This is a genomic window from Nonomuraea sp. NPDC050202 (genome assembly GCF_040656115.1).
Classification (GTDB): domain Bacteria; phylum Actinomycetota; class Actinomycetes; order Streptosporangiales; family Streptosporangiaceae; genus Nonomuraea.
Genome location: NZ_JBFALF010000065.1, coordinates 1 through 23,188 on the forward strand (window position 1 = coordinate 1; position 23,188 = coordinate 23,188).

The following is a 23,188-nucleotide window of genomic DNA, read 5'->3' on the forward strand; positions in this document are numbered from 1 at the left end:
AACGCCATCATGGCCACCGCCGTGATCGCCTCCGTCCCCGCCACCGTCCTGCTCGTGATCGCCCAGCGCTACGTCGCCGCCGGCGTCACCGCCGGCGCGGTGAAGGACTAGCCATACGGAAGTTCAGGTGTCCGCCCGCAACGCGGGCGGGACGATCTGCTCGTACGCGGGCAGGTGCTTGACCAGGCCGGTGGCCCGGTGGAAGGCGATGGCCGTGTCGAACGACGCTCGCGAGAACCCGATGCTCTCCGGGATCTCCGTGCGCATCAGCGCCGGCAGCTCGGTCAGTGCCTTGGGGTCGATGCCCTTGAGGTACGCGGTCAGCAGCTTGATGATCTCGTCCGGCGGGGCCTGGTGGATGTGCCGCTGGGCCCGCCCGAGCGCGTGCTGGAAGGCGGCGACCTCCCGGGGTTTCTTGTCGATGATGCGCTGGGTGGTGAACACGACGCCGTGCGCGGTGCGTTCGAGGCCCGGCACGTCGCCGGCGGCGGGCGAGATGTAGCGGGTGCCGATGCCGGCCGCCGCGGCCTGCTGGGCGATGGGCTGGAAGAAGGCGAGCGCGTCCACCCGGCCGGCCTTCAGCGCGCCCAGCGCCGAGGCCGCGGTGCTGCCGAGGTTGACCAGCTCGCAGTCGGTGGCGGAGCTCATCCCGACCCGGGCCAACAGGTACGTGACCAGCGCCTCGGTGCCGCTGCCCGGCCCGGTGATGCCGATCCTCTTGCCCCGCAGGGCGCGGATGCGCTGGTCGAGGGGGTCGGACGGGGCGGCGCCGGCGAAGGCGGCGCCGACCACCACGTCCACGTAGTAGCGGTCCACCAGGTTGGCGACCAGCCGGCCCTTGTCGTCGATCCTGGCCAGGTTGAGCGCGTCGGTCATCACCCCGGCGCCGAGGTCGATGCTGCCCGACTTGAGCGCCGCCGCGACCTTGGCGCCGGTGCCGAGCCGGGGCCGCTCGCCCAGCCTGACCCCTTCCTGGCTGAAGTAGCCGTTCTGCTCGGCCACGAACAGCGGGAAGAAGGCGATGGAGTTGCTGATCTGGCCGACGTTCAGCTCGCCGGGGGGCGTGGTCGAGCTGCGTTGCGCGCAGCCGGTCAGCACCAGGGCCACAGCGGCCAGGATCGGGACGATCCGCCTCACTGCCGGGCCTCCATCGGCTTCCACTTGCCCACCCGGCGGTCCAGCAGCCCGACGACCAGGTTGAGCAGGGCCGCGATCACGCTGAGCACGGCGAGCGTGGCGAACACGCCGGCGGTGTCGAACTGGGCCGCGGCGTCGTTGATCAGATAGCCGAGGCCCCGGTTGGAGGCGACCAGCTCGCCGATCACGGCGCCGATGAGCGCGTACGGGATGGCCACCTTGAGCCCGGTGAGCAGCCCGGTCATGGACGACGGGACGACCACCTTGAGCATGATCGTGCGCCGGCCGCCGCCCATCAGGCGTACGGCGTCGACGAGCCCGCGGTCCACCTCTCGCACGCCCGCGGCCGTGTTGAGGAAGACGAGGAAGAACACGGTCGCGGCGGCCAGCAGCACCTTCATGTGGATGCCGATGCCGAACCAGACGATGAACAGCGGCGCCAGGGCCACCTTGGGGATCGCGTACAGGGCCATGATGAACGGGTCGAGCACCTGGTAGAGCGCGCGGAAGGAGGCCACCAGGAAGCCCGACAGCGCGCCGGCGACCGCGCCGAGGAGGAACCCGTACACCACCTCCTGCACGGTGATCCAGGTGTTGGACCACAGCGTCCCGTCCTGGTGCCACTGGACCAGGCGGGTCCAGATGTCGCTCGGCCGGCTCGTGAACGTGATGTCGAACCACCGCTCGGCGGTCAGCTCCCACACCACCAGCAGCGCCACGACCAGCAGCGCCCGGACGGACCAGACCGTGGCGGTGCCGCCGTGCCTGCTCCACCAGCTCCGGTCGAGCCGCACCGTCTGGATGGTGGCGGTCATCGCGCTCCCTCCCGCAGGGCCTGGCTCAGCTCGCGGTGCAGGGCGACGAAGGCCGGGTCCACCCGCAGCTCGTCGGCGTCCCTGGGCCTGGGCAGGTCGATCGCCCGGTCGAGCACGATGCGGCCGGCCCGGCCGAGCACCACGACGCGGTCGCCGAGCAGCAACGCCTCCTCGAGGTCGTGGGTCACGAACACCACGGTCTGCCCGCTGTCCTCCCACAGCCGCAGCAGCTCGGCCTGCAGCTCGGCGCGGAGCTGGGCGTCGAGCGCGCCGAACGGCTCGTCCATGAGCAGCGTCTCGGGGTCGCCCGCCAGCATCCTGGCCAGGCTGACCCGCCGGCGCATGCCGCCGGACAGCTCCCGCGGGTAGTGCCGCTCGAAGCCCTGCAGGCCGACCTTCTCGATCAGCTCGGCCCCGCGTTCCCTGCGCCGCCGCGCGGGCACGCCGCCGATCTCCAGGGGGAGCTCGACGTTCCTGTGCACGCTGCGCCACGGCATGAGCGTGTCGGACTGGGTGAGGTAGCCGACCTCGGTACGCGGTCCGGCGACCGGGCGGCCGCGGTAGGCGACGGTGCCGGCGGTGGGCGTGGTCAGGCCGGCGAGCAGGTTGAGTATGGTCGACTTGCCGCAGCCGCTGCGGCCGAGCACGGTGACGAAGCTGCCTTCCGCGACCTTCAGGTCGAAGTCGCGCACGGCCACGATGCCGAGATCGTCCTTGACGAACTGCTTGGCCAGGCCGCTCACCTCGATCACGGGCCCGCCCATCACGCACCGGCCAGGCGGCGGGAGTTGTCCACGGCCATGGTGCGCACGTCCTTGTCGGTGAAGCCTTCGGCCAGCAGCCGGTCGGCGAGCAGGGCCAGCCCGTCCTCAACCGGCGGGTTGAACGGCTGACCGAGGTCGCTGGAGAGCACGGAGTGCTCCGGGCCCGCCGCCGCGATGTTCGCCAGCCAGGTCTCCCAGGAGATCTTGCCGCTGTGCGGGGTGGTGAAGCAGCGCTCCAGCAGGGCGCCCTTGGCCGTCAGGGCCCGCTGCCTGTCGACGGCGATCCGCTGGGAGGTGAACTCGGGATGGGTGATCACGATGCGCCGCACGCCCTCCGCCACGGCCGCGTCCACGACGGCGTCGATCTCGTCCGCGCCGAGGTGTCCGGTGGCGAGCGTCAGGTCGTGCTTGGCGATCAGGCGCAGCACCTGGCGGGTACGGTCGAGCACGCCGCCGCCGGGCGCCACGACCGCCACCGGGTCGGCGGCCATGCCCGCCTCGCGCAGCTCGTCCTGCAGGCGGGCCCACATCGGCGGCGTCGCCCCTTCGGGGTCGGCGGCGGTGCAGGCCCGCTGGTTCGCGCTGTCCACGGTCGGCAGCCAGACGACCTGCGCGCCGCTGCGGGCGGCGATCTCGACGGCGACGGGGTTCATGCCGCCGACGGAGGCGTTGAGCGTGATGGCGCCTACCGCGCCGAAGCCGGGAACCGCGGCACGGACCACGGCGGCCCGCTCGGCGGTGGGGACGTAGTGGGACTTGAGCACGAAGCCGGCGAGCCCGACCTCGGCGAAGCGCGCCGCGAGCGTCAGGTCGTCGATCCGCCTGCGCATCACGTCGGGCGCCACGTGGATGTGGATGTCGTAGGCGCCCGCGACCAGCTCACGGGCTCGCGCGGAGGGCTTGGGGTGATCGGGCATGCCTGTCTCCGATGGTCGCCATACTGCCGAAACAGATTGTCAACAATATGGGCGATAACCGTCAAGGTCGCGCACCTAATCCTGGCGAGCATGGCAGGCTACGACCCCAGGACGGACGGTGACGCCACCCGGGCGGCGTCACCAGATTGTCAACAATCATGCACCCAGCACGGACGCCCAGCTACCCGGGGGCGCGGCTCGCCCCCCGGTGACGACGGCGCTCAACACCCAGACCCGGCGGACATCCCATGGACGGGGTCCGGTCGCTCGCCGTACCCACTGCAGCAGATGGTCGGACTGCGGGGGTTCAGGTCGTGCCGGTGGGACAGATCCAGCATGATCACCAGGTGGGGACCAGGGAGGGGCCGTGTCGCGAGGATGGTTCTGCGGACACGCTGCCCCTCCGACGTGCGGAGTTCTCAGCGAACAGGCAGGCCGGTCACCGCACGGCCGATGATCAACCGCTGGATCTCGCTCGTCCCCTCGAAGATCGTGTAGATCTGCGGCACCCGAAATCCCCACCTGCAACTGCCCCTTCACGAGAAGCCTTGACCTGGGCGAACTCTTGTCTTCGGTTGCCATCACTAGCCACCCTCAGCCAGAACTGACACAGAACCCGTCGAGGGCCAGCAGTCGCCTGAAACGGCATGCCCCCGGATCACAGAGAGTGATCCGGGGGCATGGCGTCTACGGTCAGCCAACCTGCTCGGCGTACAACGACTCCTCCCAGACGTTCACATCCGCGATCTTGTAACGCACATATCTGCCAACCCTCATGAAGCGCGGCCCTCCGCCACGAGAGTTCCACTGGTAAACCGTCGAGACGGGCACCCTGACGCGTTCCGCCAGGTCCTCAGGAGTCAGGTGCTTCTCCGCCACCGTTGTCCCTCCACTAGCCAGCCGCCACCCTTGAGCAGCGGCCCGCATTTGTCACGCTTTCGCGCTACTTGCCATCGTAAGCATATGACGCATCTGACGCGCCCGACGCGTCCCAGATAATCATTACACTGTGCAACTGGATTCTGCCTAAGAGTGGTCATACACTTGCAAAGAGCCCCAGCCGAAAGAGGATCCGGATGGACAGCTTCCAGGAGGGCCACGACAGGCATCGCCGATGGGTGGCCGAGCAGCGCACAAGATCCACCATCGATTGGTCACGACGTGAGCCCGTGCCGCTAGACACCTTGGGCAAGAAGGTCTTCGCAGCCATCGCAACCATTCTTTTCATAGCGTTCGTCATCTTCGCTAACTATTACGACTCCCTGCCCTGAACCGTTTCCCCTCCCCTCCGGTCAACCTGGAAGGGGCCGAACCGCCCATTGGCCATGAGGCTGAAGACAGCACCGCAAGGCCGGAAACGACCAGCGCCGTACCACTACCTACACCCCACGTAGTGACCCCAAAACCCCACAACGCGACGGCCGTCAGCGACAGGCCTGCCACGCCCGCTCCGTGCCGCTCCAGCTCCACGAGGGCCGCGCCGACCGTCACGACGACAAGCGGCACCGCCACCGCCATGCCTACAGTAGGCACCTGAGCCAGCGGTGCGGCCGCCCAGGCGACCGCCAGCCACGCCGCCATCAATTCGATCCGAGCGAGCATCCTCATCGGGTCTCCAGATGCTCCAGAATCTCCTCAGGAAGGGCGTAAGCCTCTCCCCCGTCCTTGCCGACCAGCCACACCCGCCCGTCCGTCACGAGCCGCTTGAGTTGCGTGTGGATCTCGCTGGGTGGAGCCGTGACGCGCCGCTTGAGCACGTGGTGCAGCAGCTCGCCGAGCTCCAGCGCCAGGCCGTCCGCGTCAGCGAGCGCGTCGATGATCGCCGCCTTCACGTCGCCCGGCGTCGAACGCGGCTCGTCCCCCGCGGCGGCGCGCTTGCCCGTGCGCGGCTCACGCCCATCCTTCTTCGCGCTGGCGTACTCCTCGATCCAGCCCATCGTCAGGTCGTCGATCCGGCCGGCGGCGGGCTGGCGGGCGATGTACTTCGGCTTCTCGGTGTACAGCCACCGCATCAGCGCGGCCCGCCTGTCGATCCCGGACAGGTAGGTCAGGCCCTGCGTCAGCTTCCCGTTCTTGAACGTCGCCGGGAGCAGCGACGGGTCCTGCGGGAGACCCATCTGGTAGGCCGCGCCTGGCGTCTGCGTCCGCAGCGCGCACGCGTTCTTGCGGAGCTGCGCCCGCAGCGTCACCGACCCGCCCAGCTCGGTCATGTTCGGGTCCTGGGCGACCAGGACGATCCCGCCGCCGCCCTTACGCCAGGTCTTCGCGCCGGACGCGAGCGTGGCCACGGCCTTCTTGCCGTGCACGTCGTGCGTCAGCAGTTCCGGTGCCTCCTCCAGGACGAAGAAGATCCCCGCCATGCCGCCCGCGTCGGAGTCACCGGGCACCAGGTGCGTCTTGCCGATCCGCTCGTCGCCGTCCTCGTCCACCCATGGAATCCGCGCGAGATGGCGCACGCGGCGGCGCATCACCCAGTGCCACAACTCCAGCTCGTCCGCGCAGTCGTCCTCGCCCAGGGCGCAGCGGTGGGTGCGGTCGTTCCAGTCCGGCGTGGAGCCGCCCTGCGGGTCGAGCAGCACGGTGGCGACCTTGTCGGACTGGTGGGCCAGGCCGAGCAGCGTCTCCACTGAGCGGGACTTGCCCGCTTCGGAGTCGCCGACGATGATGCCGTGCCGCATGCCGCCGGACTTCGTGAAGAACGCCCAGTGGGCCGGGGCGAGGTCGTAGAAGTAGCCGATGGGCGCGCGGCCGTCCTTGCCGATGCGGGGCTGGACGTCCTCGAACCGGCGCACCTGCGCCAGCGTGTCATCCTGCAGCAAGGTGAACAGGGCGCGGGAGTTGTCGCCCGAGGGCGACGGCTCAAGGACGGCGAGCTGCGTCGAGGTCTGGAACGCGGAGGCGACCTTTCCGGCCGCCTGCATGATGTCCTTGGTCTCCTTCTCGCCGGGCACCGCCCGGATCTCTGCGCGGTACCCGGCGTCGATCCGCTTCGGCGTCGTCAGCGTCATGCCGTCCAGCGCCTTGCCCTTGGCGGCCAGGCGCTCGTTGAACCGCGCGATGCCCGCGGCTGGGGCGCTGGGGCTACGGCCGGCTCCGGCCGGGTGGACGAAGGCCTTCGCCGCCTAGATCCGCGGTGCCACGTACTCGAACGACACGACACCGAGACGGCGCGGGTCGAGCGTCTGCGCGTGCATCCACTGGTGCTTGGACCGGGTGCCGAGCTTCTTCTGGCCCTGGATCATCCGCCACCGCGGCGACGCGCTTCGGTAGGCGATCAGCGCCGGATGTGACGACACCGACCGGTAGCGGAACCCCTGCTCGTAGAGCCGCTGCCCCATCCACTCGGAGAAGCGGCTCCCGATGCCGAGCCCCTGATAGTCCGGCAGAACCACCAGCCGGTGCTCCATCTTCAGGTTCCGCGTCGCCGGGTGCTGGAAGTGCCGGTAGGCCAGGAACGCGACCGGCTCACCGTCGATGAACCCGGCGAACTTCTTGCTGGAGCGGTAGAGGTCCGTGCTCAGATAGTGATGGCGTGCGAAGACAGGCCAGAGCTGTCCATCGACCGGCCGGATTTCGAGCTGGAGCTGGGGGCGGGGTTGAACCGACCTCCACTCAAACGAGCCTGTCGAAACGTCCAGCACCCAATCCGGCTGCAGCCACTCCAGCACGTCGTAATGGCAGGTCACGGCGACAAATTGGCGGCCACCGCGCCGTACGGTCTTCTGGATCGTGTGGCTGGCGACCCGCGCGACCTGGCGGTCCACGACCGACGTGAACTCGTCGATGACGACCAGGTCGCCAGACTCGGCCAGGGCCCGCGCGATGGATGCGCGGAACGCCTCCCCAGTGCTCAGCGTTCGGTGCGGCCGGAGCCAGGCCGGCGGCGAGGACAGTCCGACCGCGCCCAGCAGGGCCACGATGTCCTTGATGGACATGTCGGCCGGGAAGTCGTCCACGAGCGACCGGTCCTCGGACCAGGTGTGCGGGCCGGTGACGTGGTCGGGCCACAGGTGCCGCGCGATGGTCGTCTTGCCAGCCCCGGAGGGACCGACGATCAGCCCCACGCTCCACGGCTGGTCCTCGATCGGCAGGTCCATGGCCCAGGTGTTGCTCAGCCGCTCCTCCACGGGCACGTCGAACAGGCCCTGAAGCTGCAGCACTCGGGCAGTCCTGTGGACCGGTGCCGATACGGTGATCTCGGCTCGCACAACACGACCTTTCGAGGGGAGGTAGCAGGGGCTACATCAGGGCGCGGACGTTCCAGCCCTGGCCCGTGAGCTGGTTGAGGAGCTGCACCTGCTCGGCCTCGCTGTCGCAGGTGACCACGACGCCCCAGACAACGGGCCGCGTATGCGTCTCAGCGTCGCCCGGTTCCGGCAGCTCCTCTTCGTCGTCGGTGCCGGCCTGGTCGGCGCGGCCACTGCCCGGGGTCGGTGCACGCTCGGGGGTGAGGGCCACCGCGTTGTCAGCGGCGATGGCGTCGGCCAGGTCGTCGAGGTCCTGCTCCGTCCAGCCGGTGCCGTCGAGGTCGTCGAGGCTGCGCAGCAGCTCGGCAAGGGCCGGGTCGTCGTAGCCGCCGATCTCTGCGGTGCGGTTGTCGGCGAGCAGGATGCGGAGCGCGGCGTCGTCGTCCACGTCGAGAATCAAGGCGGGGACCTGGCCCAGGCCCTTGGCCTTCGCGCCGCGCCAGCGATGCTCACCGGCAATGATCCGCATCCGCGACCGCTGGACCAGGATCGTGCCGTAGAAGCCGTTTCTTCTCGATCGACTTGGCGATCACGTCCACGTCGCCCTGGTGCGGGTTGTCCGGGTGCGGTTCGAGGTCGGCGATCGGGACCATGCGATAGGTCTGATCAACGACGAGCCTAGGCATGGCACCTCCAAGAGAGGGACGATGGAACAGCGCTGACGTGCAGAGCCCGAGGCGCGGTACAAAGATTCATCCGCTGTTAGAAGATCGGCGAAGGGACCCACATGCGTAGGACAATCTGCGGTGCAGCCACCGCACTGACCTTGTCGATTGCAGGCCTAGTGGTGACGACGACCGCAGTACAAGTCGTCGCGGGCTTCAACGAACGGGACCAGCACGTCCAAGTCGTCGCGGGCTTCAACGAACCGGACCAGCACGACTAAGAGCAGTCCCACGCTCAGGCCTCGTTCTCGTAGAATGGGGCACCGTCGTGTCTCAGCCTCGGGTGCCCTCCCGGGCCTCAACTTCGAGTCTCCGGACTCGCACGGTAGCCGTACCGGGTCCGCATCTGAGATACCTTCGCGCCGAGCACGATCAGCGCGGCGACTTGCCACGTGCCTTTGCTGACCACCTCGTCGTCCACGGGGACAGACCAGGAGTCGATCGAGCGGCCCTCCCGGTACGGGATGCCGGGGGTGGCCGTCCACTGCACCGACCAGGACAGCCGGTCACGCCACCGCAGCCGCGGCCGACCGAGCCGTTCCCGCTGGAGCTGCAGCCGCACCTGGTACTGATCGCCCTCGGGCATCCGCACGACGCCCACCTGCTCATCGCCGGTCGGCTCGTAGCTGTACCGCTTGGGCCCGAACAGGCGCTCCATCAGGTCAAAGCTGAAGTAGCCCTGCTGCCAGCGCGGATCGGTGGCCAGCCAGGCGTTGACCCGCCCCCAGAGCGCCCACCGGATGCACCAGTCCGCGATGGTCAGGCGGACCTCGCGGGAGTCGAATCCGCGCGGGTTGAACCGGCGCTGCACCCACTGCCCGAAACCCTCGGTGTGCACGTAGACGGCCAGCAGCCGGCCGAGCCGCAGGTGTGCGTCCAGCACGTGATCGCTGCCCGCGTTCCCCACCTCGAAACCGATGGAGAAGCCGGGCAGAGCTCGACTACCGACGACGACCTGTCCGCCGATGGTGCCCCGCGGGCTCTCCGACCACGGACCGGGCATGCCCTTGCCGTCCTCATGGACCGAGGTCGTGCGCAGCCCGAGCAGGTCCACCATCGCGTTGGCCGCCAGCACCCGCGTCAGCGTGACCCAGGGCCCGGTGTACGAGTCGCCCACCTCGTACTTCCCCGGATCGAGCGAGCCCTGCGGGCTGGGCCGGACTCCGCACCGGTCACAGACCACCCAGCGCGCGGCTTGCAGGCCGGCGTCGTTAGGGCCGTACCCGTCCACGACGGGCCAGTGGCCGCGCATGCGGCAGACGAGCATGAGGCGAGGCAGGTCCGACAGCCACCACCCTCGATCGAGGAATGATCGGCTGACGTCCTCTGCCTTGTAGTTGACGCTGTGCCAGCGCATGGCGAACTCCTTGAGGGGCGGAACAGCGCGCACCCCTTAATTTGAGTAGATAAGATAAGCGCATGGCAGGCCTTGAACGGGTCACTCAGCCGACGCTGGATGTCCTCGAAGTCCTCGTACGCGCTTTCGACAGCGACGAACAGATCCACGGCTGGGCAATCATGAAGGAGACCAAGCGCTCTGGCCCGACCGTCTACAACGTCCTCGACCGGCTCGAAGACGCTGGATGGATAAGTGGCGAGTGGGAAGAACTAGAGCCAGATGCCAACAGGCCACGGCGACGCTTCTATCGGCTCGTGGGCGAAGGCGCAAACGCAGCCCGCGCCCTACTCACGGAGCGCCGCCCCGCCACGGCGAAGACACGCCCTGCGTTCGGATTTGCACCACTCACTCAGCTCCGCATGCTGCTGGCAGGTGGCCGATGACCACCGAGATCATTATGCTCATCGTCGGCGTGCTGCTTGCCGAGGGAACTGAGGTCGCGCCATGGCTAGCTAAACGACTGGTTCGCTGGTCGGCGCGCGTACGTCATCTGAACGCGCAGCGCGCCGAGATTCGCGCCGAAGAACTGGCCGCCGTCATCGACAGCATGCCTGGCAAGCTGTTCAAGCTCACGATGGCCTTGCTCTTCACTGCACAAGCAGGCATGTCGTGGACCCGTCGCACGATTATGCGGCGATTGCAGGGCAAAAAGATCAATAAGGATATCGCCGACACAGCAACCGAACCTGAGTCCTCCCCCACAGAGACGGACTTTCACAAGTCCGACACTCCCACCCGCGCCCCAGCCATGCCGCGTTCACGTCGCTCCGGCACCGGCCTGTCCGCCAAAGTGCTGCCCGAACTGCAGAAAATGGCGAGGGATCTGGGCATCAGCGGAGCCGGGCGCATGCGCAAAAGCCAACTCATCTATGCCATCCAAGAGAAGCGGGCCGCCCTACAGGAGACACAGACTGAAGACACTAGCTGAGCGGGCAGATCGCCGCTCACTATAATTGTCGTTATGTCGGTGACCTGCGAAAACGCCTTAGACCGAAGCTAACGAGATCGCAATCCGGACCTATCCAATGACACTCGCACGGTCGTGATCGCGCGTCAGCGTGGATCTGGAACGCGCAGATCTCGTGTGATCAGCGTTCCAAGTGTGCAGGAACGCGACGAATGCAAGGATTCGCGCCCCGCCTCACCAGAGACGTACGAGCCGGTACTGCTCGACGTCCTCGGCGTGTCCCACCGAGTACCGGCAGCCGCCGCACACCGCGCGGTCGGTCCACGTGCCCAGGTTGATCGCGCCGCAGTGGTGCATCCAAGCCGACTTGTCCAGCGCGCTCGTTCTCGACCTGGGCACGCGTTCCTCCTACTCCAGCAGCGACGCCACCACCTGCGAGGCGTCCTTCTCCAGCCGGTCCCGGCTGTGCAAGTAGATCTCCGTCGTGGACACGTCGGCGTGGTTGAGGTCGAGCTGGATCTGCCGCATCGCGACGCCGGCTTCCTGAGCCAGCGACGCGTAGGTGTGCCGCATGGAGTGCGGCCCCACCTTCGACGTGATGCCGGCCTGCTTGGCGATGCGCCGTACCAGCTCGAACGCCTTCGACCTGCTCCATCTCTGGCCCGTCGAGGTCGCGAACAGCGGGCCCTGCAGGTCCTGCAGCTCGACCCCTTCGCGGCGCGCCCGCTCAGCGAGGTACACGTCCAGGGCGTGCGTCGTCTCCACCGGCAAACGCCGGGTGATCGTGTCGCCGCCCTTCACCGTGATGCGCAGCGTCCGATACCCGCGGGCGAACCCGAGGTCGTCGATCTGCGCGTTCACCGCCTCGGAGATGCGGATGCCGGTCTGCAGCAGCAGCCGGAGTAGCGCCGCGGTGCGCAGCCGTTCCCGGCCATGGTCGGCGTCGGCCGCCCGGAGGAAGGCCTGCGCCTCTCCCCTGGTGAGCGCGACCGTCTCGGAGTGCTTGCGCGGGATCTTCGGCCGTCGCGTCTTCTTGAACCGGTTGGCGTCGAGGGCTTCGGTCTCGTGCAGGTACTCGTACCAGGACGACACCGACGACAGCACCTGAGCGACCGTCTTCGGCTTCGGTGGCCGGCGGGCCGTCTCCTGGAACCAGCGGGAGAACACGTCGCCGTGCGGCTTGCGCGCCTCCAGCGGGTCGAGGCCGGTCTCCGCGCAGAACTCAAACCACCGCCGGATGTTCCGTTCGTACGCCTCGCGCGTGTTTTTCGAGTCGTACGACCACAGCCACGCCCGGGTGAGGTCGAGAATAATCGGCGGGAGGTCGAGCGGAAGCGCGAGGCCGCCGCGCGGCGCCTTGACCAGTTCGCCCGTCACTGGTCCACCTCGCGCAGAGCGCGCTCTCGGAGGAGATCAAGACAATGCCCGCACAATGGCTTCTCCTCAACCGAAGCACCGTGCCAGGCGGTGGTCACCATGACATCCGTGATCGTGTCGTCGCCGAGTTCCACTGTGGGGTCTGCCATCTGCTCGGAGCGTACAGGCCGACCGCAGAGGAAGCATGGACCGCTGACCGTGAGGCTGCGACGGGCAGCGCACTGCTCACACAGCCCGAAGTTTCCGAAGTTGGGTGTGCCCTGGTCTATGACTACGCCAGCGAACTCGTACAGCACGCCGTCCGGAGGAAGATTGCGGCACCGGTCGCAGGGCTCGGGCGTCACCCCTCACCGCCGAAGTGCTCGCACGCCTCTTCGACGCTGGCGCGGATCGACAGCTTGGCGCACACCAGCGACAGGATCGCGTCGAGGTCGTCCGGCGTGTACTCGGGGTGCTCGCGGGTCTGGCGGATCAACGCGCCGATGACGGCTGCGGTGATGGACGCCGAGCGCAGGTCGATGCCCTCGTACTGGGCGATGATGTCGCTCAGCCGCTCGGAGGTGTGCTCGAGGCGGACGTGCTCGGGCTCGCCCTCGCGGAAGAGGTCGGTGTAGTCGATGCTCACGGCATCTCCTCGTCGTCCTCGTCCTCCTGGCCGCCGTCGCCAGTGGGCACCAGCGGGTCAACCCAGTCGAGGGTGTCGAGCACTGCGCCCTTCCGGCCGGCCCGCAACTGCGGCGGCGACCAGTTCTCCGAGAGCGTCCATGTCGTGTTCGTCGAGGCGGTCGTACCGCTCCAGCCGATCGGTCAGCGCGGCCGCGCCGTCCCGCATGGAGCGGAGGGCCTGGCGCAACTCGATCACGGTGTCCCGGCGGAGGGCGCCGGTCTGGCTGCGGTAGCGGCGGGTCTCCTGCTCGTTCATCCGGCACCACCGCCGGGCGCGAGGTCGAACGCGGCGGCCGGGTGGAGCCGGTCGCTGCTGTGGTTGCTCATGCGAGCACCTTTCACGAGGGATGTGGATCACTCGTGACGGTAGCACAGGGAGGGGAACATAACGTGAATTATGTTCCTCTGTTAGCGATCATGAAATACGAATGATCGCAGTCCAATCACAAGGACGGCGCGCCATCAGACAATGCTGTGCAATGTAAGGATGAGTGAGCCGCCCCGCGACCGTGAGCCCCTTGAGCGGAACTCCTGGAGGTTCGGGATCTTTAGCGGGTTCGTGGGCTTGGCCTCGATCGTGTCCGCAGCAAGTAGCGAATCCTGGCTACGCATAGCCATCGTGATTGTGGCCACCCTCGTGGTAGGCGTCGCAACCGTCTTTCTCATCGAGCGCCGCGCTCGAAGGAGAGATCAGCTCGCAGCGGACGACCCCGTCACCGAACTCACCCGTCGCTCTGAGCGGTTCCAGAAGGCGTATGACGAATTCGCCGACTACCTCGAGAAGGTCCAGCAGGCCATCAACGAGCAGAAGGTGGCTCGGGACGCACTGATCGCCCAGGCACACCAGGCCATGGACGAGCAGAAGGCGGCGCGGGACGCACTGATAGCCCAAGCGCAGCAACAGCAGCACCTTCTCAGTCTCAGCAGAGAAGAGGCAGAGAAGGTTCGTAACATCATCATGTCGGAGACTGCGAAGCTAGAACGCGCCGAGACACGTCGTCAACTTGCGTACCTCGTACTCGGCGTCCTCACTTCTATCCCCATCGGTATCTTGATCAACTACCTCACTTAGGTCGAGGCAGACCTCTGGTTGCCGCCCCGCGGCCGCAGCGGCGCCCCCGCCTCCTCCAGCAGCCGGTGAACGAACCCGTACGAGCGACCGATATCCTCGGCAATACCACGAACCGACTCGCCTGCGTTGTACTTCATCTTCACCGTTGCAGCCAGTTGGGCCCGCTCCAAGCCGACAATGCGCTTATTCTTCGCGATCTTCATGAAGGGTACTCTTTCGTCATGTGAAGTGGCGGAAAACAATGGAGGGTCGCGCGTCGCGGACAGGCGGAAGACATGGACTGATCGTCCAGCAGCTCCTACGATGTGAGCAGATCTACCCACAGAACGAGGCAATTCGGTCAACCGTCAGGCAGAACCTCTTCTTAAGGGAGACCCATCAATGAGGCCATGGGCCACGAAGCGCAGCTCAGCCATAGCCGCCATCGGCATCCTGTGTATTACTGCATTTTCCACCCCGGCGGCAGCCGCCTCAGCCCCGACCGTCACCTTCGCCTACTGCAGCGCCGGCACCAGTGTCTTCTATGTCTTCTGTGAGGCGTGGTGGGAGGGCGGCACGGATCCGGCCACCGCCGTATGGAGCGCAGGCCCCAACATGATGACCATGAGCACCAGAATCTCGGACCCGGTGGCCCGCTACACCCAGGGGGGCGGTAGCTGCATACCGGGGTCGCTGTTCGGCGCCAAGGTCACCATTACCGACGCTGCCGGCGTCGTCACCGAGAGATGGGTCGGTGGTGGCCGCGCCTGCAGAGGCTGATGCGCGACGAGTTCTGGCGCTGGTAGTTCAGGCGTAGCCTGCCGCGACCGGAGCGTCCCCTTTCATGGGCGCTCCGGCCGGCCATGGTTTCGGGAATTCTGCCGCGCTGCTGCGCGGGTGCCACGGACCGGTCATGCATGCAGACGTACAAGGCCGGACGCGCCGTCGAATCGATATACGGCACGCCACTCCCATGCGATATCCCTGACCCGTTAAGGAACCAGCCGAGAGATCACGCCGCCCGGGCAAGCCGAGCCCGCAACGCATCCCGGCCCTCCGGGGAATCGGGAACCTCGTCGCCCCGCCAGATACAGCCCTCGATCGTCGCCAGATCAGCGAAGTCGTACACGACCTCGCGGCCGGCCCGCCCCAGCACCCGCACGCCGTACCGGCGCGCCCACTGCCGAATCGTCACCGCCTCCCGGCCCAACCGGACAGCAGCCAACTTCGCCGGCGCAGGGGACATCAACACCCCCCGAACAGCGGAAAGCCCTCGAACCATGATCGGTCCGAGGGCACACGTCTCTCCGTCGCCCGGAAGTGTTACACACCCCACCAACCCAGTGCAAGCCGACAGCGAACCGCTTCAGCATGGTGTCTACACCACGCGCAACTGCCGTGACAGCCATCAGCACTAACATCGCCTCACCGTCGCGCGATAGTCAGTCGTGACCACACGACGACGGCCCGGCACCTCCACCTCCTTGGCCCGCGGCCTCGCATCGCGCCCCTCCGCGAGCGCCACGCGAGTGATCGCCGCTCGCCAGCGCCTCAAACCACGCCGGCGCCGCAGGCTGCGTGACGTTCGCTGGTCTGTCCAATGGTGGGCGGCCCTCACCAGCGTTCTTGCAGGGCTGATGTCCATCCCCGCGCTCATCATCTCTGTGAACGCGCTCTCCCTCGGAGAGCAGCAACGCGCCGATGCGCTGAAACAGCGCGCCGAGGACCAGAAAGAGCGAAATGAAGCCAAGGCAGCGAACGAGCTACAAGCAAAGGCAGCCTTCGCCGATCGCGTCATCCGCTGGGACAACATCACTATGCCGTTCACCCCAGAGACTCTTCGTAATGACACCCTTCGCAACGGCAACGCCCAGCAAGTCGTGGTCGCCATCCTGGTCAAGACAGCATCCGGCACCGATCGCAGCCTAGTCTTCGTACCTCCCTGCTCACAGATAACACTGGAGGACCCAGCAGACCCATCACGAGAAGAGACTTCCGACTTCTTTGTCGCTAACCCTCTCGACAACGGGAATCTCTGGTCCATCGAGAGCAGCAGTCCACGTGTTCAGGGAACCCTGGGAGACTTCATGACGGCCGGGGGCATGACACTCCTCACACCCGAGGGAACGCAGACGATTGCCCCTTGTTTCTGACCTCAGCCCGCTTCCTCTTCCACCCGCGCCGACGCCTCCCCCTCCGAAACGTGCGTCCCACACGCGGCGCACACGTAGAAGCCCGCCTTCACGTCCCAGCGGAACGACCGCTCACCACACCGGCACCGCGCCGGCGTCCACGAAGGCGGCTCATCCCCCACCAGCCGCTCCAACACCAGCCGCCACGACAGAGCGATGTCCACCAGCCCCACCAGATCCTCAGGCACCAGGACACTCTCCAGCCGGCCCGACTCCGTCAGCCAGCCCACCGCCCGCGACCGAGCAACCGCCGACCGGACACCACCCACACGCGACCCCGCCCCAGCCACACCCTCGCCCGCCCCTCGAAGTCGAGCAGCCCGCCCGTCAGCTTCTCCAGCAACTCCCCCACCGGCGACACCGCAGGCTTCGGCCTCGACCCCGACACCCTCGACCACTTCGACGGCGGCCGGAACCCATCCGCCTCCCTCGCGAGCTGCGCAGCGAGCCCATCCACCTCCAACAGCGCCGCCCGCACCGTCGCCGTACACCGACCGCACACCAGCGGCTCCCCCGGCCGCCATCGAACCTCCGGGACCTCCGGCTCCACCGGCGGCTCCCCCACCTCCCCCGCCCGCACCCACTCATCCACCAGATCCGCATGCTCATCACGAGCCGCCTCGAAAGCAGCCCACGCCCGCCGCGACCTGCCATTACACGGACCCACACACGCGCCCGACACCACCGACACCCCAGAAGCAAGACCAGACACGGCACCCCCGACCCCGAGACGAAACGCCCACAAGGCTACAAGATCAAATTCTTTTCGCAGGTACCAAGCCGAATGCAGCCCTGGCCGGCCCCGAACGGGGTACCCCCGGGGGGGCATGCGAAAGCGCCGAACCGCGCGGTGCGGTCCGGCGCTGGTCGGCGCGTTCGCGTTACGCCTTGACGCGCTCGCGCAGTCTGGCTGCTCTGTCCGCGATGCTCTCGACGTCGTGCCATTCGCCGCGCTGGATGTGGGCGCGGGTCGCCTGCAAGAGCAGCAGAGCTGCCCCGATGTACTGGCCGGACGCTTCGCGGTTCTGCTCGGCGGCGCGGTTCTCGGCGCGGATGGCCAGCGATGACGTCCACGACAGGCGGATAAGCCCGCCGTTGCTGACGCTCACGACCGGGTCAAGGCTGACGCCGTGCTTCGCAAGAACGGCAGTGCAGGCGGCAACGATCTTCTTCGCTGTCCTCACGCGCTCCCGCCGCAACGCTTCGGGCCTGCTCAGTTCGAGGCTCGGCAGGCTGGCCGTGAACGGCGCGAAGCCGTCGCCGATCAGTACGTACCGGGACCAGGGTTCGCGCGGGGCAAGCCCTTGGATGGTCCAGTCTCGGCCCTAGTAGCGGCGGGTGTGCCCCGTGTAGATCACGATGCTGCCGACCGGGAGGTACGCGGCTAGGGCGTCCGCTGCTTCCTTGCCGATCTTGGCTGCGCCCCGCTGCAACATGCCGCCCAACTCACACGGAACGCCTTCGGTCTGGCACTTCCGGCATGTGGCTTGGTGGTCGGTCGCGGTGCGGTGCGCGTTCATGGCGTGGTCTCGGGCGTTCTCGGCCTGGTCTCGGGTGACGGTGAACATGGGGACTCCTTGTGGCGTTGCGGTGTAGGTGAGTGAGGGGTGGGGCGGGCGCGCCCGTGGTGGCGACACGGGCGCGCCCGGTGGGGGTTAGGCGTCGGCCTTCTCGGCGGCCTTGACGTCGGCCTCAGCGGTCAGAAGCCGGATGATCTCCTGCACGCGGTCGAACGACATGCCGCGCTCCTCCATGACCTCCGCGTACGTCTCTTCGCTGTGCGGGGCCTTGAACTTCTCGGCGAACTTCCACACGAGGCGGACGGCGGCCGTGTCGGCGGCGACCTTCGCGGCGGCCTTCTTCCGGGCCTCGATCTCCTTGCGGTACTCGGCCATCTCGGGAAGCTCAGCAAGGAAGTTCTGCACCTTGGTGGCGCTGGTGCCGGGCACCTTGCCCAGCTCCGCGAGAGTCGCCTGTCCGAAACCGAGCTGCGCGGCAACGCGCATGCCGATCAGCGCGTACGTCGTGAACTTGGGCGCGCTCTTGCCGGTGCCGAGAGTGGCGATGTACTTGGCGGGCAGGTCCTTCAGCTCATCGCCGGTGATGATACGGTCTGCGACGCTGCCCTCAGAGTCGGCGTTCGCCAGCTCGTCAAGGCGGCCGGAAGCGGCCAGACCGATCACGACGTTGCCGGTCGGGCGGGCGATGCCCTGACGGGAGAACGTGGCCTTGTGGGCGACGGTCACGCGCTCGATCGCGTCGAAGATCTCGGCGGGGTTGATGCTGATCTGCATGGGTCGTGCCTTTCGTGGTGTTGGGTGCCCGCCCGGACGGTCCGGGCGGGCGGGTTGGTTAGAGCTGCTGTGTGTCGTCGATAGCGGTACCGCTGTTAGCGGATTGACCAGTGGTTTCGCTGGCCTGTCTGCGGTTGCGGCGTCGCCTCCTGATCAGCAGTCCGAGCGTGGCGGCTCCGGCTGCCAGCAGGGCGGCAAGCCACGCGGCCCACACGGTGACGGGGTCGCCGTTGGCCGTGTTCGCCGCGTCGATCTTGCCGGGTTCCGGCGTGTCCGCCGTTCCGGGGTCGCCCTGGTCGCCCTTGGGTCCGGGCGATCCGGGCTTACCGGACGGCCCGGGGCTGCCTGCGGTGCCGTCCCGTCCGGCGGGCCCTGCGGCTCCGGTCGGCCCGGGGTCGCCGGTGCCGGGCGGGCCGGACGGTCCGGGGCTTCCGGTGGGTCCGGGGTCGCCCTGCGGTCCGGTGGGCCCGGGGTCGCCCTTGGGGCCGGTGTCGCCCTGCTCGCCCTGGGGTCCGGGCGGGCCGGACGGTCCCGGAGGGCCGGACGGTCCCGGAGGGCCGGACGGTCCGGCGGGCCCTTGCTCGCCCTGGGGTCCGGCGTCGCCCTTGTCGCCCTTGGGCCCGGGGACCGGTACGGCGGTGACGGTTGCCGTTGGGCCGGGGTCGCCCTGGGGTCCGGGCGGGCCGGACGCGCCGGGTTCGCCTTGCGGTCCCTGGGGGCCCATCGGCCCGGGGTCACCCTGGGGGCCCTGAGGTCCGGGCGGGCCGGGAGGACCGCCGACAGTGACGGTCGCGGTTGGTTCGTCCGCTACCAGCGTTGCCGTGGTCACATCCCCCTCCTGCCTGCGTGTTCGCTACTAGGAACGCGAGCGCCGCAACTGCGGTGAGCCACGCGAGCCGTTCGCTTGTTCGTATCTGCACATGATAAACGGTAGACCAGTAAGGATCTTTGGGGGCCCAATTTCTGTAACAGTTTTCCGACGGATTTATAACGATTATGTAACAAAACGGGCCGGTCTGAGGGCGAATCGAACACAGGTTCGACCGATAGTCAGTGCGGCTGATCGTCTACGTTGGCACCGAATCACCCGAACCGCCGACCGCCGACGCGCCATCCAGCCCCGGCTCGCATTTCCAACTCTTGATCTTGGTTGAACGCTCTCAGATCGACGCAGAGCGCTTCTCCGTCCCGGGGGTACTCCTCTATACCGGGGAAGCGGTGTTCGCCCCCCTGCGTCCATCTCAGAGCTTTCTATGGGGTGCGTCGCGTCTTCCATAGTGCGTCAGATGCGTCAAGAAGCGTCTCCGGGCATGCCAAAACCCATCAGCGACGAGGGGATGGCTCAGCCTCGTCCTGATGGGTTTTCGGCTCGTTTTGGCCGCTCTTTGGCCTGTTTTCGCGTGGTTCCGGCGGTCTGGTTTGCTGGCGCGTTCCGCGTTTGTGCTGGTAGCAGGCTTGCGGGGTGTTGTTCTATCCGCCAACCTGCGGGTCACGCGTCGGGCATGGCCTTGGCGTCGGCCGCGCACCCGATGCAGGGGATGGGCTGACAGTGCAGGTCGCACCGGCCGGCGGGGCGGTTGGTCCGTGTGGCCTTGGCCTGTTCGCGGGCTTCGTGGTTGCGTGCGGTCTCCCGCCAGGTGCGCAGGTCCGCTGCGGGGATGCCCGCAACGTACACGTGCAGGGCCCGGCGGACGCGGTTTTCGTGGGCGATGGTCTGGGCGATCCCCTCGGCTTCGTCGAGCGGCACTCCGATGCGCTTGGTGATGACCCGGGCGGCGCTGCTGGCCGCCGGAGGGTTCTTCTCCTCCTTGCTGATCTTGTCTTCGTCTTCCGGGTGGGGGTCGGCGGCTCGGGCGCTCGGTTCCTCCTCGACCCCGTACGGAGAAGAAGAGGATTGAAGTTGAGGAGTGGAGAGAGGATTGCGGGGAAGTCCAGACTTCCCCCTTTTCGCCCCAAACTTCCCCTTTTGCGGATGTCCACGAGCCACAGCCCGGACGGCGTGGGGAGCGGGTCGGCCGGGACCGCGCGAGGCCTGAACTTCGGGATGATGGGCGACGTCGGGCCGGGGAACCGCAGGTCGGCCCAGATGTCGCTCGTACCGGCGTACGGGATGGTGCGGTTGATGACCGTGCACTCGGCCGCCTTGATGTCGCGGCGGATGTCCACCCCGAAGTCACGCAGGAACTCCAGGTAGGAGTCCACGAACGGGGCGGCTTCCTCGTCCGGGATGTACGGGGCGCCGAGGTTGATCGCCTCCGCGATGTTGTGGACCCGGCTCCCGAGGTCGGCCTTCTTGTCCCACTGGACTCGGTACTGCGCCTTGGCCAGCTTGATGAACGCTTCCATGTCGTCGGGGTCGCCGGCCGCGCGGATCGCGTCGGGGAGGTTGTCCATCAGCCAGATCGCGGTGTCCCGCGCTGCGGCCGGGGCGAGTGCCTCGATCATGTGCTGGTCGATGGCGTTGGTGACGGAGATCTTCATCCGGTGCGGGTCGTCCGGGCCGAGCATGGGGTCGCAGTAGTAGCGCTGTAGTCACTATCTTCGCGATGACATAGCCCCACTGATGCGTCAGTTGGTAGCGTTGCGCCAGACTCGTATGACGCATCAAACGACGTGAAGGGACACCTGACACACCGTGGCCGACATCAGCCAGCCTTCAACAGTGGTTCAGTTCCTCATTGATCGCCGCAACAACCCAGGAGGGCTCAAGCGGCGCATCTCCACCCGCGCCGCCGCCGCACGTGCGAAGGCATTGGCCGGCGACGCGTTGTCCGAGCCGACATGGCGACGCATCGAGTCTGGCGAGAAAACCCCTGAAGACCGTGAACTCGTACTCATGGCGGCCGCGATCAACGACCTGACGGGTGCGCCCGTCATCGCTCCGGGCGACCTCCATGAGCGGGGCCGGCCAGGGGCGGCCGACCTCTTCAAGGAGTGGATCCGGGAGCGAACCAAGACGGAACCCGCACTCGCCGGGATCGATCCGGACGTCACGCCAGAACACGTACAGCAGAGGCTTCAAGCGATGCTTGTCCAGATACGGAACCTGAAAGGCGCCTCCCGCGACCAGCGCAGCCAGATAGAGGCGATCATGCTGGCGCAGATCGAGGCGACGCTGAACGCGACGGAGGCCCAACTGCGCATCCTGAGGCCTGAATAGCGCTCAGTTCAGCCAGTGACGCGACGCGTAGGCGCCGAGCTGGAACAGGGTGGTGGCGTTGGCCTTGCGCTTCAGGTCTTCGAGCCTGCGATTGACCGTGCGGGGATGCACTCCAAGAGCGCTGGCGATGCGATCGACGTGTGCGCCGCCGACCAGCATTTCCACGATGACCATCTCACTGGGCTCCAGCTTGCCGAGGCCGGAGAATTTGGCAGGGTCGGGCGTGAGCGGGAGAGCCCGCTCCCATTCGGTCTCGAAGACCTCGACGAGGAAGTCCACCAGCGTGCCCGGGTGCACGAGCAGCATCTGCCTGACGGTGTGGTCCGGCGGATAGCGGGGCGTCATGGCCATGCGCCGGTCTCCGATCAGCAGCTTGTGCGGCAGCCTGTCGGCAAGCCTGATTTCGCACCCTCGGTCGAGGGAGTGATGCAGGCCGCTGATGGCGGGCTGGCTCTGGAAGGTCTTCCACTCAACGATGACGCGACACTTCGCCGGATGGTTTACAAGATCCGAACGAGAATTTGAATCGGTCCTCCCAGACGGCGCGAGCGGGAGGAACGGGTGAGTGATGAACTGCTGGATCTCGTGTTCGGCCGTGACGGTCAGCGTCTCGAACCAGTGCTGGATCTGCTCACGGCTCACCAGCGAGGTTACCGCGTCACCCCCCTCGGGCGGGTGCCCCGTCTCGTAGATGTGGTCAAGTTCTTCCACGTACGACTGGATCCGCTGAAGCTCTGCGGCCTGCGCCAAGAGGACGCCGTTCATGGCGACCGAGGGGCGCCGCGCCATCAAGGGGTTGCCGTGCACGAGGCCTCGGACGGTCAGTTCGTACAGGCTCGCGTAGACCTCGCGCCCGAACTGCCCCTCCAACACGTGGATGCTGGTAGGCCCGGTGGCGAGCAGGTGCCGGTAGAGGCGCTCCTGCTCAAGGCTGAGGCCGGCGATCCGGTGTGGCACGTCATTTCCTTCCCCGATGATGGCGCGGCTGTGTGGTTCAGCGCACGCCTGAGCTGATCTCCCCACGCACGGTCTCGAACAAACGTTTGTGTTCTTCGGCGAGGTGGTGCACCCTGCGGGCCACACGCACCCGCTGCCACCATCGGATGAGCGTGATGGTGATGTGGGGATGGGCACTGCGGCTGCCCACAGGCCCACCAGGGCGTACACGGCCGCGCTTGCCCTATCCGCGTACAGAATGAACAACGCGAAGGCGGTCATTGCCCAGGCCGTGACTGACATCGCTGTCAGGTTCAGAAGCCACATGCGGATGGCGTGGCAGATCATGAGTCTCCGTACTGGCTGGTCCTTACCGTCATCCTGGCCGTGTGCTGCGACTACATGCCGCCGAAGTGGATGGACTGCACCGAATCGGCGGGCGTCTCGCTTACGAGCGGGCTGGACGGAGTGTCGGCCGGGATGGCCTCGTCGGCGTAGGCGACGCTGGGCGCCGACAGGAACAGGCCGGCCGCGGCGACGGCGACGGCGTACGTGGTCAGGCGCGTGAGCGCTCCCATGAGCTTGGACATGGTGGAACCCCCTGGGGTTGGAACGATACGAACGCAAGGGATACGGACGCCCCGTTGACTTTTGTCACTCC

The 23,188-nt window shown here is 67.3% G+C and carries 33 protein-coding genes and 2 pseudogenes; 8 read left to right on the forward strand and 27 right to left on the reverse strand.

What is annotated here, in order from left to right; all coding sequences use genetic code 11:
• Nucleotides 1-123: 123 nt before the first annotated feature.
• The 6 genes and pseudogenes from AB0I79_RS60330 to AB0I79_RS60355 form a co-directional block, all read right to left on the reverse strand.
• Complete coding sequence (locus AB0I79_RS60330) at nucleotides 124-1,137, reverse strand: ABC transporter substrate-binding protein (protein WP_357894787.1); 1,014 nt, start codon at nucleotides 1,135-1,137, stop codon at nucleotides 124-126.
• Nucleotides 1,134-1,952 (reverse strand): ABC transporter permease, encoded by an 819-nt coding sequence (locus AB0I79_RS60335; RefSeq protein WP_357894790.1) that lies wholly within the window; start codon nucleotides 1,950-1,952, stop codon nucleotides 1,134-1,136. Before AB0I79_RS60335 ends, AB0I79_RS60330 begins: the two co-directional genes overlap by 4 nt.
• Nucleotides 1,949-2,704, reverse strand: a complete 756-nt coding sequence (locus AB0I79_RS60340) for an ABC transporter ATP-binding protein (RefSeq protein WP_357894793.1) — start codon at nucleotides 2,702-2,704, stop codon at nucleotides 1,949-1,951. Before AB0I79_RS60340 ends, AB0I79_RS60335 begins: the two co-directional genes overlap by 4 nt.
• Before the next feature lie 11 nt (nucleotides 2,705-2,715).
• On the reverse strand, nucleotides 2,716-3,633 hold the full coding sequence (locus AB0I79_RS60345) for a DUF6282 family protein (protein WP_357894795.1): 918 nt from the start codon (nucleotides 3,631-3,633) through the stop codon (nucleotides 2,716-2,718).
• A gap of 419 nt (nucleotides 3,634-4,052) precedes the next feature.
• Nucleotides 4,053-4,136, reverse strand: a pseudogene (locus tag AB0I79_RS60350) (acyl-CoA dehydrogenase family protein); the annotation flags it as partial.
• Between the two features lie 190 nt (nucleotides 4,137-4,326).
• On the reverse strand, nucleotides 4,327-4,512 hold the full coding sequence (locus AB0I79_RS60355) for a helix-turn-helix domain-containing protein (protein WP_357894797.1): 186 nt from the start codon (nucleotides 4,510-4,512) through the stop codon (nucleotides 4,327-4,329).
• 197 nt (nucleotides 4,513-4,709) lie between these two features.
• On the opposite strand from AB0I79_RS60355, the gene AB0I79_RS60360 reads away from it, so the two are divergent.
• Complete coding sequence (locus AB0I79_RS60360) at nucleotides 4,710-4,904, forward strand: hypothetical protein (RefSeq protein ID WP_357776383.1); 195 nt, start codon at nucleotides 4,710-4,712, stop codon at nucleotides 4,902-4,904.
• A 333-nt stretch (nucleotides 4,905-5,237) separates the two neighbouring features.
• Here the strand turns inward: AB0I79_RS60360 and AB0I79_RS60365 are convergent, their stop codons facing one another.
• From AB0I79_RS60365 to AB0I79_RS60385, 5 genes are all read right to left on the reverse strand, one after another.
• On the reverse strand, nucleotides 5,238-6,641 hold the full coding sequence (locus tag AB0I79_RS60365) for a hypothetical protein (RefSeq protein WP_357894799.1): 1,404 nt from the start codon (nucleotides 6,639-6,641) through the stop codon (nucleotides 5,238-5,240).
• 114 nt (nucleotides 6,642-6,755) lie between these two features.
• Entirely contained in the window at nucleotides 6,756-7,793 is a 1,038-nt protein-coding gene (locus AB0I79_RS60370) for a GNAT family N-acetyltransferase (protein WP_357894802.1), read from the reverse strand.
• A 79-nt stretch (nucleotides 7,794-7,872) separates the two neighbouring features.
• Nucleotides 7,873-8,349 carry a ParB N-terminal domain-containing protein gene (locus tag AB0I79_RS60375; RefSeq protein ID WP_357894804.1) on the reverse strand — a complete coding sequence of 159 codons (477 nt, stop codon included), beginning with the start codon at nucleotides 8,347-8,349 and terminating at the stop codon, nucleotides 7,873-7,875.
• Nucleotides 8,330-8,506, reverse strand: a complete 177-nt coding sequence (locus AB0I79_RS60380; protein ID WP_357894807.1) for a hypothetical protein — start codon at nucleotides 8,504-8,506, stop codon at nucleotides 8,330-8,332. Before AB0I79_RS60380 ends, AB0I79_RS60375 begins: the two co-directional genes overlap by 20 nt.
• Before the next feature lie 337 nt (nucleotides 8,507-8,843).
• Complete coding sequence (locus AB0I79_RS60385; protein WP_357894810.1) at nucleotides 8,844-9,902, reverse strand: hypothetical protein; 1,059 nt, start codon at nucleotides 9,900-9,902, stop codon at nucleotides 8,844-8,846.
• A gap of 62 nt (nucleotides 9,903-9,964) precedes the next feature.
• Here AB0I79_RS60385 and AB0I79_RS60390 point away from each other — a divergent pair, with 62 nt between their 5' ends.
• Nucleotides 9,965-10,327 carry a helix-turn-helix transcriptional regulator gene (locus AB0I79_RS60390; RefSeq protein WP_357894813.1) on the forward strand — a complete coding sequence of 121 codons (363 nt, stop codon included), beginning with the start codon at nucleotides 9,965-9,967 and terminating at the stop codon, nucleotides 10,325-10,327.
• A gap of 281 nt (nucleotides 10,328-10,608) precedes the next feature.
• Nucleotides 10,609-10,833, forward strand: a pseudogene (locus tag AB0I79_RS60395) (Rho termination factor N-terminal domain-containing protein); the annotation flags it as partial.
• A 252-nt stretch (nucleotides 10,834-11,085) separates the two neighbouring features.
• On the opposite strand, the gene AB0I79_RS60400 reads toward AB0I79_RS60395, so the two are convergent.
• From AB0I79_RS60400 to AB0I79_RS60420, 5 genes are all read right to left on the reverse strand, one after another.
• A complete protein-coding gene (locus AB0I79_RS60400; protein ID WP_357894816.1) occupies nucleotides 11,086-11,250 on the reverse strand; it encodes a hypothetical protein in 165 nt (54 codons plus the stop codon).
• A gap of 9 nt (nucleotides 11,251-11,259) precedes the next feature.
• Nucleotides 11,260-12,228 (reverse strand): tyrosine-type recombinase/integrase, encoded by a 969-nt coding sequence (locus AB0I79_RS60405; protein WP_357894819.1) that lies wholly within the window; start codon nucleotides 12,226-12,228, stop codon nucleotides 11,260-11,262.
• Nucleotides 12,225-12,377, reverse strand: a complete 153-nt coding sequence (locus AB0I79_RS60410; protein WP_357894822.1) for a hypothetical protein — start codon at nucleotides 12,375-12,377, stop codon at nucleotides 12,225-12,227. Before AB0I79_RS60410 ends, AB0I79_RS60405 begins: the two co-directional genes overlap by 4 nt.
• A 191-nt stretch (nucleotides 12,378-12,568) precedes the next feature.
• Entirely contained in the window at nucleotides 12,569-12,853 is a 285-nt protein-coding gene (locus AB0I79_RS60415) for a hypothetical protein (protein WP_357894824.1), read from the reverse strand.
• Between the two features lie 57 nt (nucleotides 12,854-12,910).
• Nucleotides 12,911-13,150 (reverse strand): hypothetical protein, encoded by a 240-nt coding sequence (locus tag AB0I79_RS60420; protein WP_357894827.1) that lies wholly within the window; start codon nucleotides 13,148-13,150, stop codon nucleotides 12,911-12,913.
• A gap of 231 nt (nucleotides 13,151-13,381) precedes the next feature.
• Between AB0I79_RS60420 and AB0I79_RS60425 the strand changes: the two genes are divergently transcribed.
• A complete protein-coding gene (locus AB0I79_RS60425) occupies nucleotides 13,382-13,966 on the forward strand; it encodes a hypothetical protein (RefSeq protein ID WP_357894830.1) in 585 nt (194 codons plus the stop codon).
• Here AB0I79_RS60425 and AB0I79_RS60430 read toward each other — a convergent pair.
• Nucleotides 13,963-14,208 carry a helix-turn-helix domain-containing protein gene (locus AB0I79_RS60430; RefSeq protein WP_357894901.1) on the reverse strand — a complete coding sequence of 82 codons (246 nt, stop codon included), beginning with the start codon at nucleotides 14,206-14,208 and terminating at the stop codon, nucleotides 13,963-13,965. The genes AB0I79_RS60425 and AB0I79_RS60430 overlap by 4 nt on opposite strands.
• A 139-nt stretch (nucleotides 14,209-14,347) precedes the next feature.
• Here AB0I79_RS60430 and AB0I79_RS60435 point away from each other — a divergent pair, with 139 nt between their 5' ends.
• On the forward strand, nucleotides 14,348-14,725 hold the full coding sequence (locus AB0I79_RS60435) for a hypothetical protein (RefSeq protein WP_357894833.1): 378 nt from the start codon (nucleotides 14,348-14,350) through the stop codon (nucleotides 14,723-14,725).
• 232 nt (nucleotides 14,726-14,957) lie between these two features.
• Here AB0I79_RS60435 and AB0I79_RS60440 read toward each other — a convergent pair whose 3' ends face one another.
• Nucleotides 14,958-15,140: a hypothetical protein gene (locus AB0I79_RS60440; RefSeq protein WP_357894836.1), complete on the reverse strand. Its 183-nt coding sequence runs from the start codon at nucleotides 15,138-15,140 to the stop codon at nucleotides 14,958-14,960.
• Nucleotides 15,141-15,474: 334 nt separating this feature from the next.
• On the opposite strand from AB0I79_RS60440, the gene AB0I79_RS60445 reads away from it, so the two are divergent.
• On the forward strand, nucleotides 15,475-16,098 hold the full coding sequence (locus tag AB0I79_RS60445; RefSeq protein ID WP_357894839.1) for a hypothetical protein: 624 nt from the start codon (nucleotides 15,475-15,477) through the stop codon (nucleotides 16,096-16,098).
• Nucleotides 16,099-16,100: 2 nt separating this feature from the next.
• Here the strand turns inward: AB0I79_RS60445 and AB0I79_RS60450 are convergent, their stop codons facing one another.
• The 7 genes from AB0I79_RS60450 to AB0I79_RS60480 form a co-directional block, all read right to left on the reverse strand.
• On the reverse strand, nucleotides 16,101-16,325 hold the full coding sequence (locus tag AB0I79_RS60450; RefSeq protein WP_357894842.1) for a hypothetical protein: 225 nt from the start codon (nucleotides 16,323-16,325) through the stop codon (nucleotides 16,101-16,103).
• A 29-nt stretch (nucleotides 16,326-16,354) separates the two neighbouring features.
• Complete coding sequence (locus AB0I79_RS60455; RefSeq protein WP_357894845.1) at nucleotides 16,355-16,729, reverse strand: hypothetical protein; 375 nt, start codon at nucleotides 16,727-16,729, stop codon at nucleotides 16,355-16,357.
• A gap of 289 nt (nucleotides 16,730-17,018) precedes the next feature.
• The gene (locus AB0I79_RS60460; protein ID WP_357894848.1) at nucleotides 17,019-17,321 is read right to left on the reverse strand and encodes a hypothetical protein; all 303 of its coding nucleotides are present in this window, start codon (nucleotides 17,319-17,321) and stop codon (nucleotides 17,019-17,021) included.
• Nucleotides 17,322-17,462: 141 nt separating this feature from the next.
• Complete coding sequence (locus AB0I79_RS60465) at nucleotides 17,463-17,705, reverse strand: hypothetical protein (RefSeq protein WP_357894851.1); 243 nt, start codon at nucleotides 17,703-17,705, stop codon at nucleotides 17,463-17,465.
• Nucleotides 17,706-17,792: 87 nt separating this feature from the next.
• Entirely contained in the window at nucleotides 17,793-18,431 is a 639-nt protein-coding gene (locus AB0I79_RS60470) for a hypothetical protein (RefSeq protein ID WP_357894854.1), read from the reverse strand.
• Nucleotides 18,432-18,489: 58 nt separating this feature from the next.
• On the reverse strand, nucleotides 18,490-19,155 hold the full coding sequence (locus AB0I79_RS60475) for a hypothetical protein (protein WP_357894857.1): 666 nt from the start codon (nucleotides 19,153-19,155) through the stop codon (nucleotides 18,490-18,492).
• A 765-nt stretch (nucleotides 19,156-19,920) separates the two neighbouring features.
• Nucleotides 19,921-20,418 carry a hypothetical protein gene (locus AB0I79_RS60480; protein WP_357894860.1) on the reverse strand — a complete coding sequence of 166 codons (498 nt, stop codon included), beginning with the start codon at nucleotides 20,416-20,418 and terminating at the stop codon, nucleotides 19,921-19,923.
• On the opposite strand from AB0I79_RS60480, the gene AB0I79_RS60485 reads away from it, so the two are divergent.
• Together AB0I79_RS60485 and AB0I79_RS60490 are read left to right on the forward strand one after the other, a co-directional pair.
• A complete protein-coding gene (locus tag AB0I79_RS60485; protein WP_357894863.1) occupies nucleotides 20,404-20,625 on the forward strand; it encodes a hypothetical protein in 222 nt (73 codons plus the stop codon). The two genes, AB0I79_RS60480 and AB0I79_RS60485, sit on opposite strands and share 15 nt — an antisense overlap.
• Nucleotides 20,626-21,066: 441 nt before the next feature.
• Nucleotides 21,067-21,591 (forward strand): hypothetical protein, encoded by a 525-nt coding sequence (locus AB0I79_RS60490; RefSeq protein WP_357894866.1) that lies wholly within the window; start codon nucleotides 21,067-21,069, stop codon nucleotides 21,589-21,591.
• A gap of 3 nt (nucleotides 21,592-21,594) precedes the next feature.
• Here AB0I79_RS60490 and AB0I79_RS60495 read toward each other — a convergent pair whose 3' ends face one another.
• Complete coding sequence (locus tag AB0I79_RS60495; RefSeq protein ID WP_357894869.1) at nucleotides 21,595-22,548, reverse strand: hypothetical protein; 954 nt, start codon at nucleotides 22,546-22,548, stop codon at nucleotides 21,595-21,597.
• A gap of 377 nt (nucleotides 22,549-22,925) precedes the next feature.
• Nucleotides 22,926-23,117 (reverse strand): hypothetical protein, encoded by a 192-nt coding sequence (locus AB0I79_RS60500; protein ID WP_357894872.1) that lies wholly within the window; start codon nucleotides 23,115-23,117, stop codon nucleotides 22,926-22,928.
• Nucleotides 23,118-23,188: the final 71 nt, after the last annotated feature.

Excerpts from the sequence above, each read along its gene's own strand:
- AB0I79_RS60335 (WP_357894790.1), bottom strand. The coding sequence starts at position 1,952 with ATGACCGCCACCATCCAGACGGTGCGGCTCGACCGGAGCTGGTGGAGC.
- AB0I79_RS60345 (WP_357894795.1), bottom strand. The coding sequence starts at position 3,633 with ATGCCCGATCACCCCAAGCCCTCCGCGCGAGCCCGTGAGCTGGTCGCG.
- AB0I79_RS60360 (WP_357776383.1), top strand. The coding sequence starts at position 4,710 with ATGGACAGCTTCCAGGAGGGCCACGACAGGCATCGCCGATGGGTGGCC.
- AB0I79_RS60365 (WP_357894799.1), bottom strand. The coding sequence starts at position 6,641 with ATGACGCTGACGACGCCGAAGCGGATCGACGCCGGGTACCGCGCAGAG.
- AB0I79_RS60375 (WP_357894804.1), bottom strand. The coding sequence starts at position 8,349 with ATGCGGATCATTGCCGGTGAGCATCGCTGGCGCGGCGCGAAGGCCAAG.
- AB0I79_RS60380 (WP_357894807.1), bottom strand. The coding sequence starts at position 8,506 with ATGCCTAGGCTCGTCGTTGATCAGACCTATCGCATGGTCCCGATCGCC.
- AB0I79_RS60385 (WP_357894810.1), bottom strand. The coding sequence starts at position 9,902 with ATGCGCTGGCACAGCGTCAACTACAAGGCAGAGGACGTCAGCCGATCA.
- AB0I79_RS60390 (WP_357894813.1), top strand. The coding sequence starts at position 9,965 with ATGGCAGGCCTTGAACGGGTCACTCAGCCGACGCTGGATGTCCTCGAA.
- AB0I79_RS60410 (WP_357894822.1), bottom strand. The coding sequence starts at position 12,377 with ATGGCAGACCCCACAGTGGAACTCGGCGACGACACGATCACGGATGTC.
- AB0I79_RS60420 (WP_357894827.1), bottom strand. The coding sequence starts at position 13,150 with ATGAACGAGCAGGAGACCCGCCGCTACCGCAGCCAGACCGGCGCCCTC.
- AB0I79_RS60425 (WP_357894830.1), top strand. The coding sequence starts at position 13,382 with ATGAGTGAGCCGCCCCGCGACCGTGAGCCCCTTGAGCGGAACTCCTGG.
- AB0I79_RS60435 (WP_357894833.1), top strand. The coding sequence starts at position 14,348 with ATGAGGCCATGGGCCACGAAGCGCAGCTCAGCCATAGCCGCCATCGGC.
- AB0I79_RS60465 (WP_357894851.1), bottom strand. The coding sequence starts at position 17,705 with ATGTTCACCGTCACCCGAGACCAGGCCGAGAACGCCCGAGACCACGCC.
- AB0I79_RS60470 (WP_357894854.1), bottom strand. The coding sequence starts at position 18,431 with ATGCAGATCAGCATCAACCCCGCCGAGATCTTCGACGCGATCGAGCGC.
- AB0I79_RS60475 (WP_357894857.1), bottom strand. The coding sequence starts at position 19,155 with ATGGGCCCCCAGGGACCGCAAGGCGAACCCGGCGCGTCCGGCCCGCCC.
- AB0I79_RS60485 (WP_357894863.1), top strand. The coding sequence starts at position 20,404 with ATGTCCACGAGCCACAGCCCGGACGGCGTGGGGAGCGGGTCGGCCGGG.
- AB0I79_RS60500 (WP_357894872.1), bottom strand. The coding sequence starts at position 23,117 with ATGTCCAAGCTCATGGGAGCGCTCACGCGCCTGACCACGTACGCCGTC.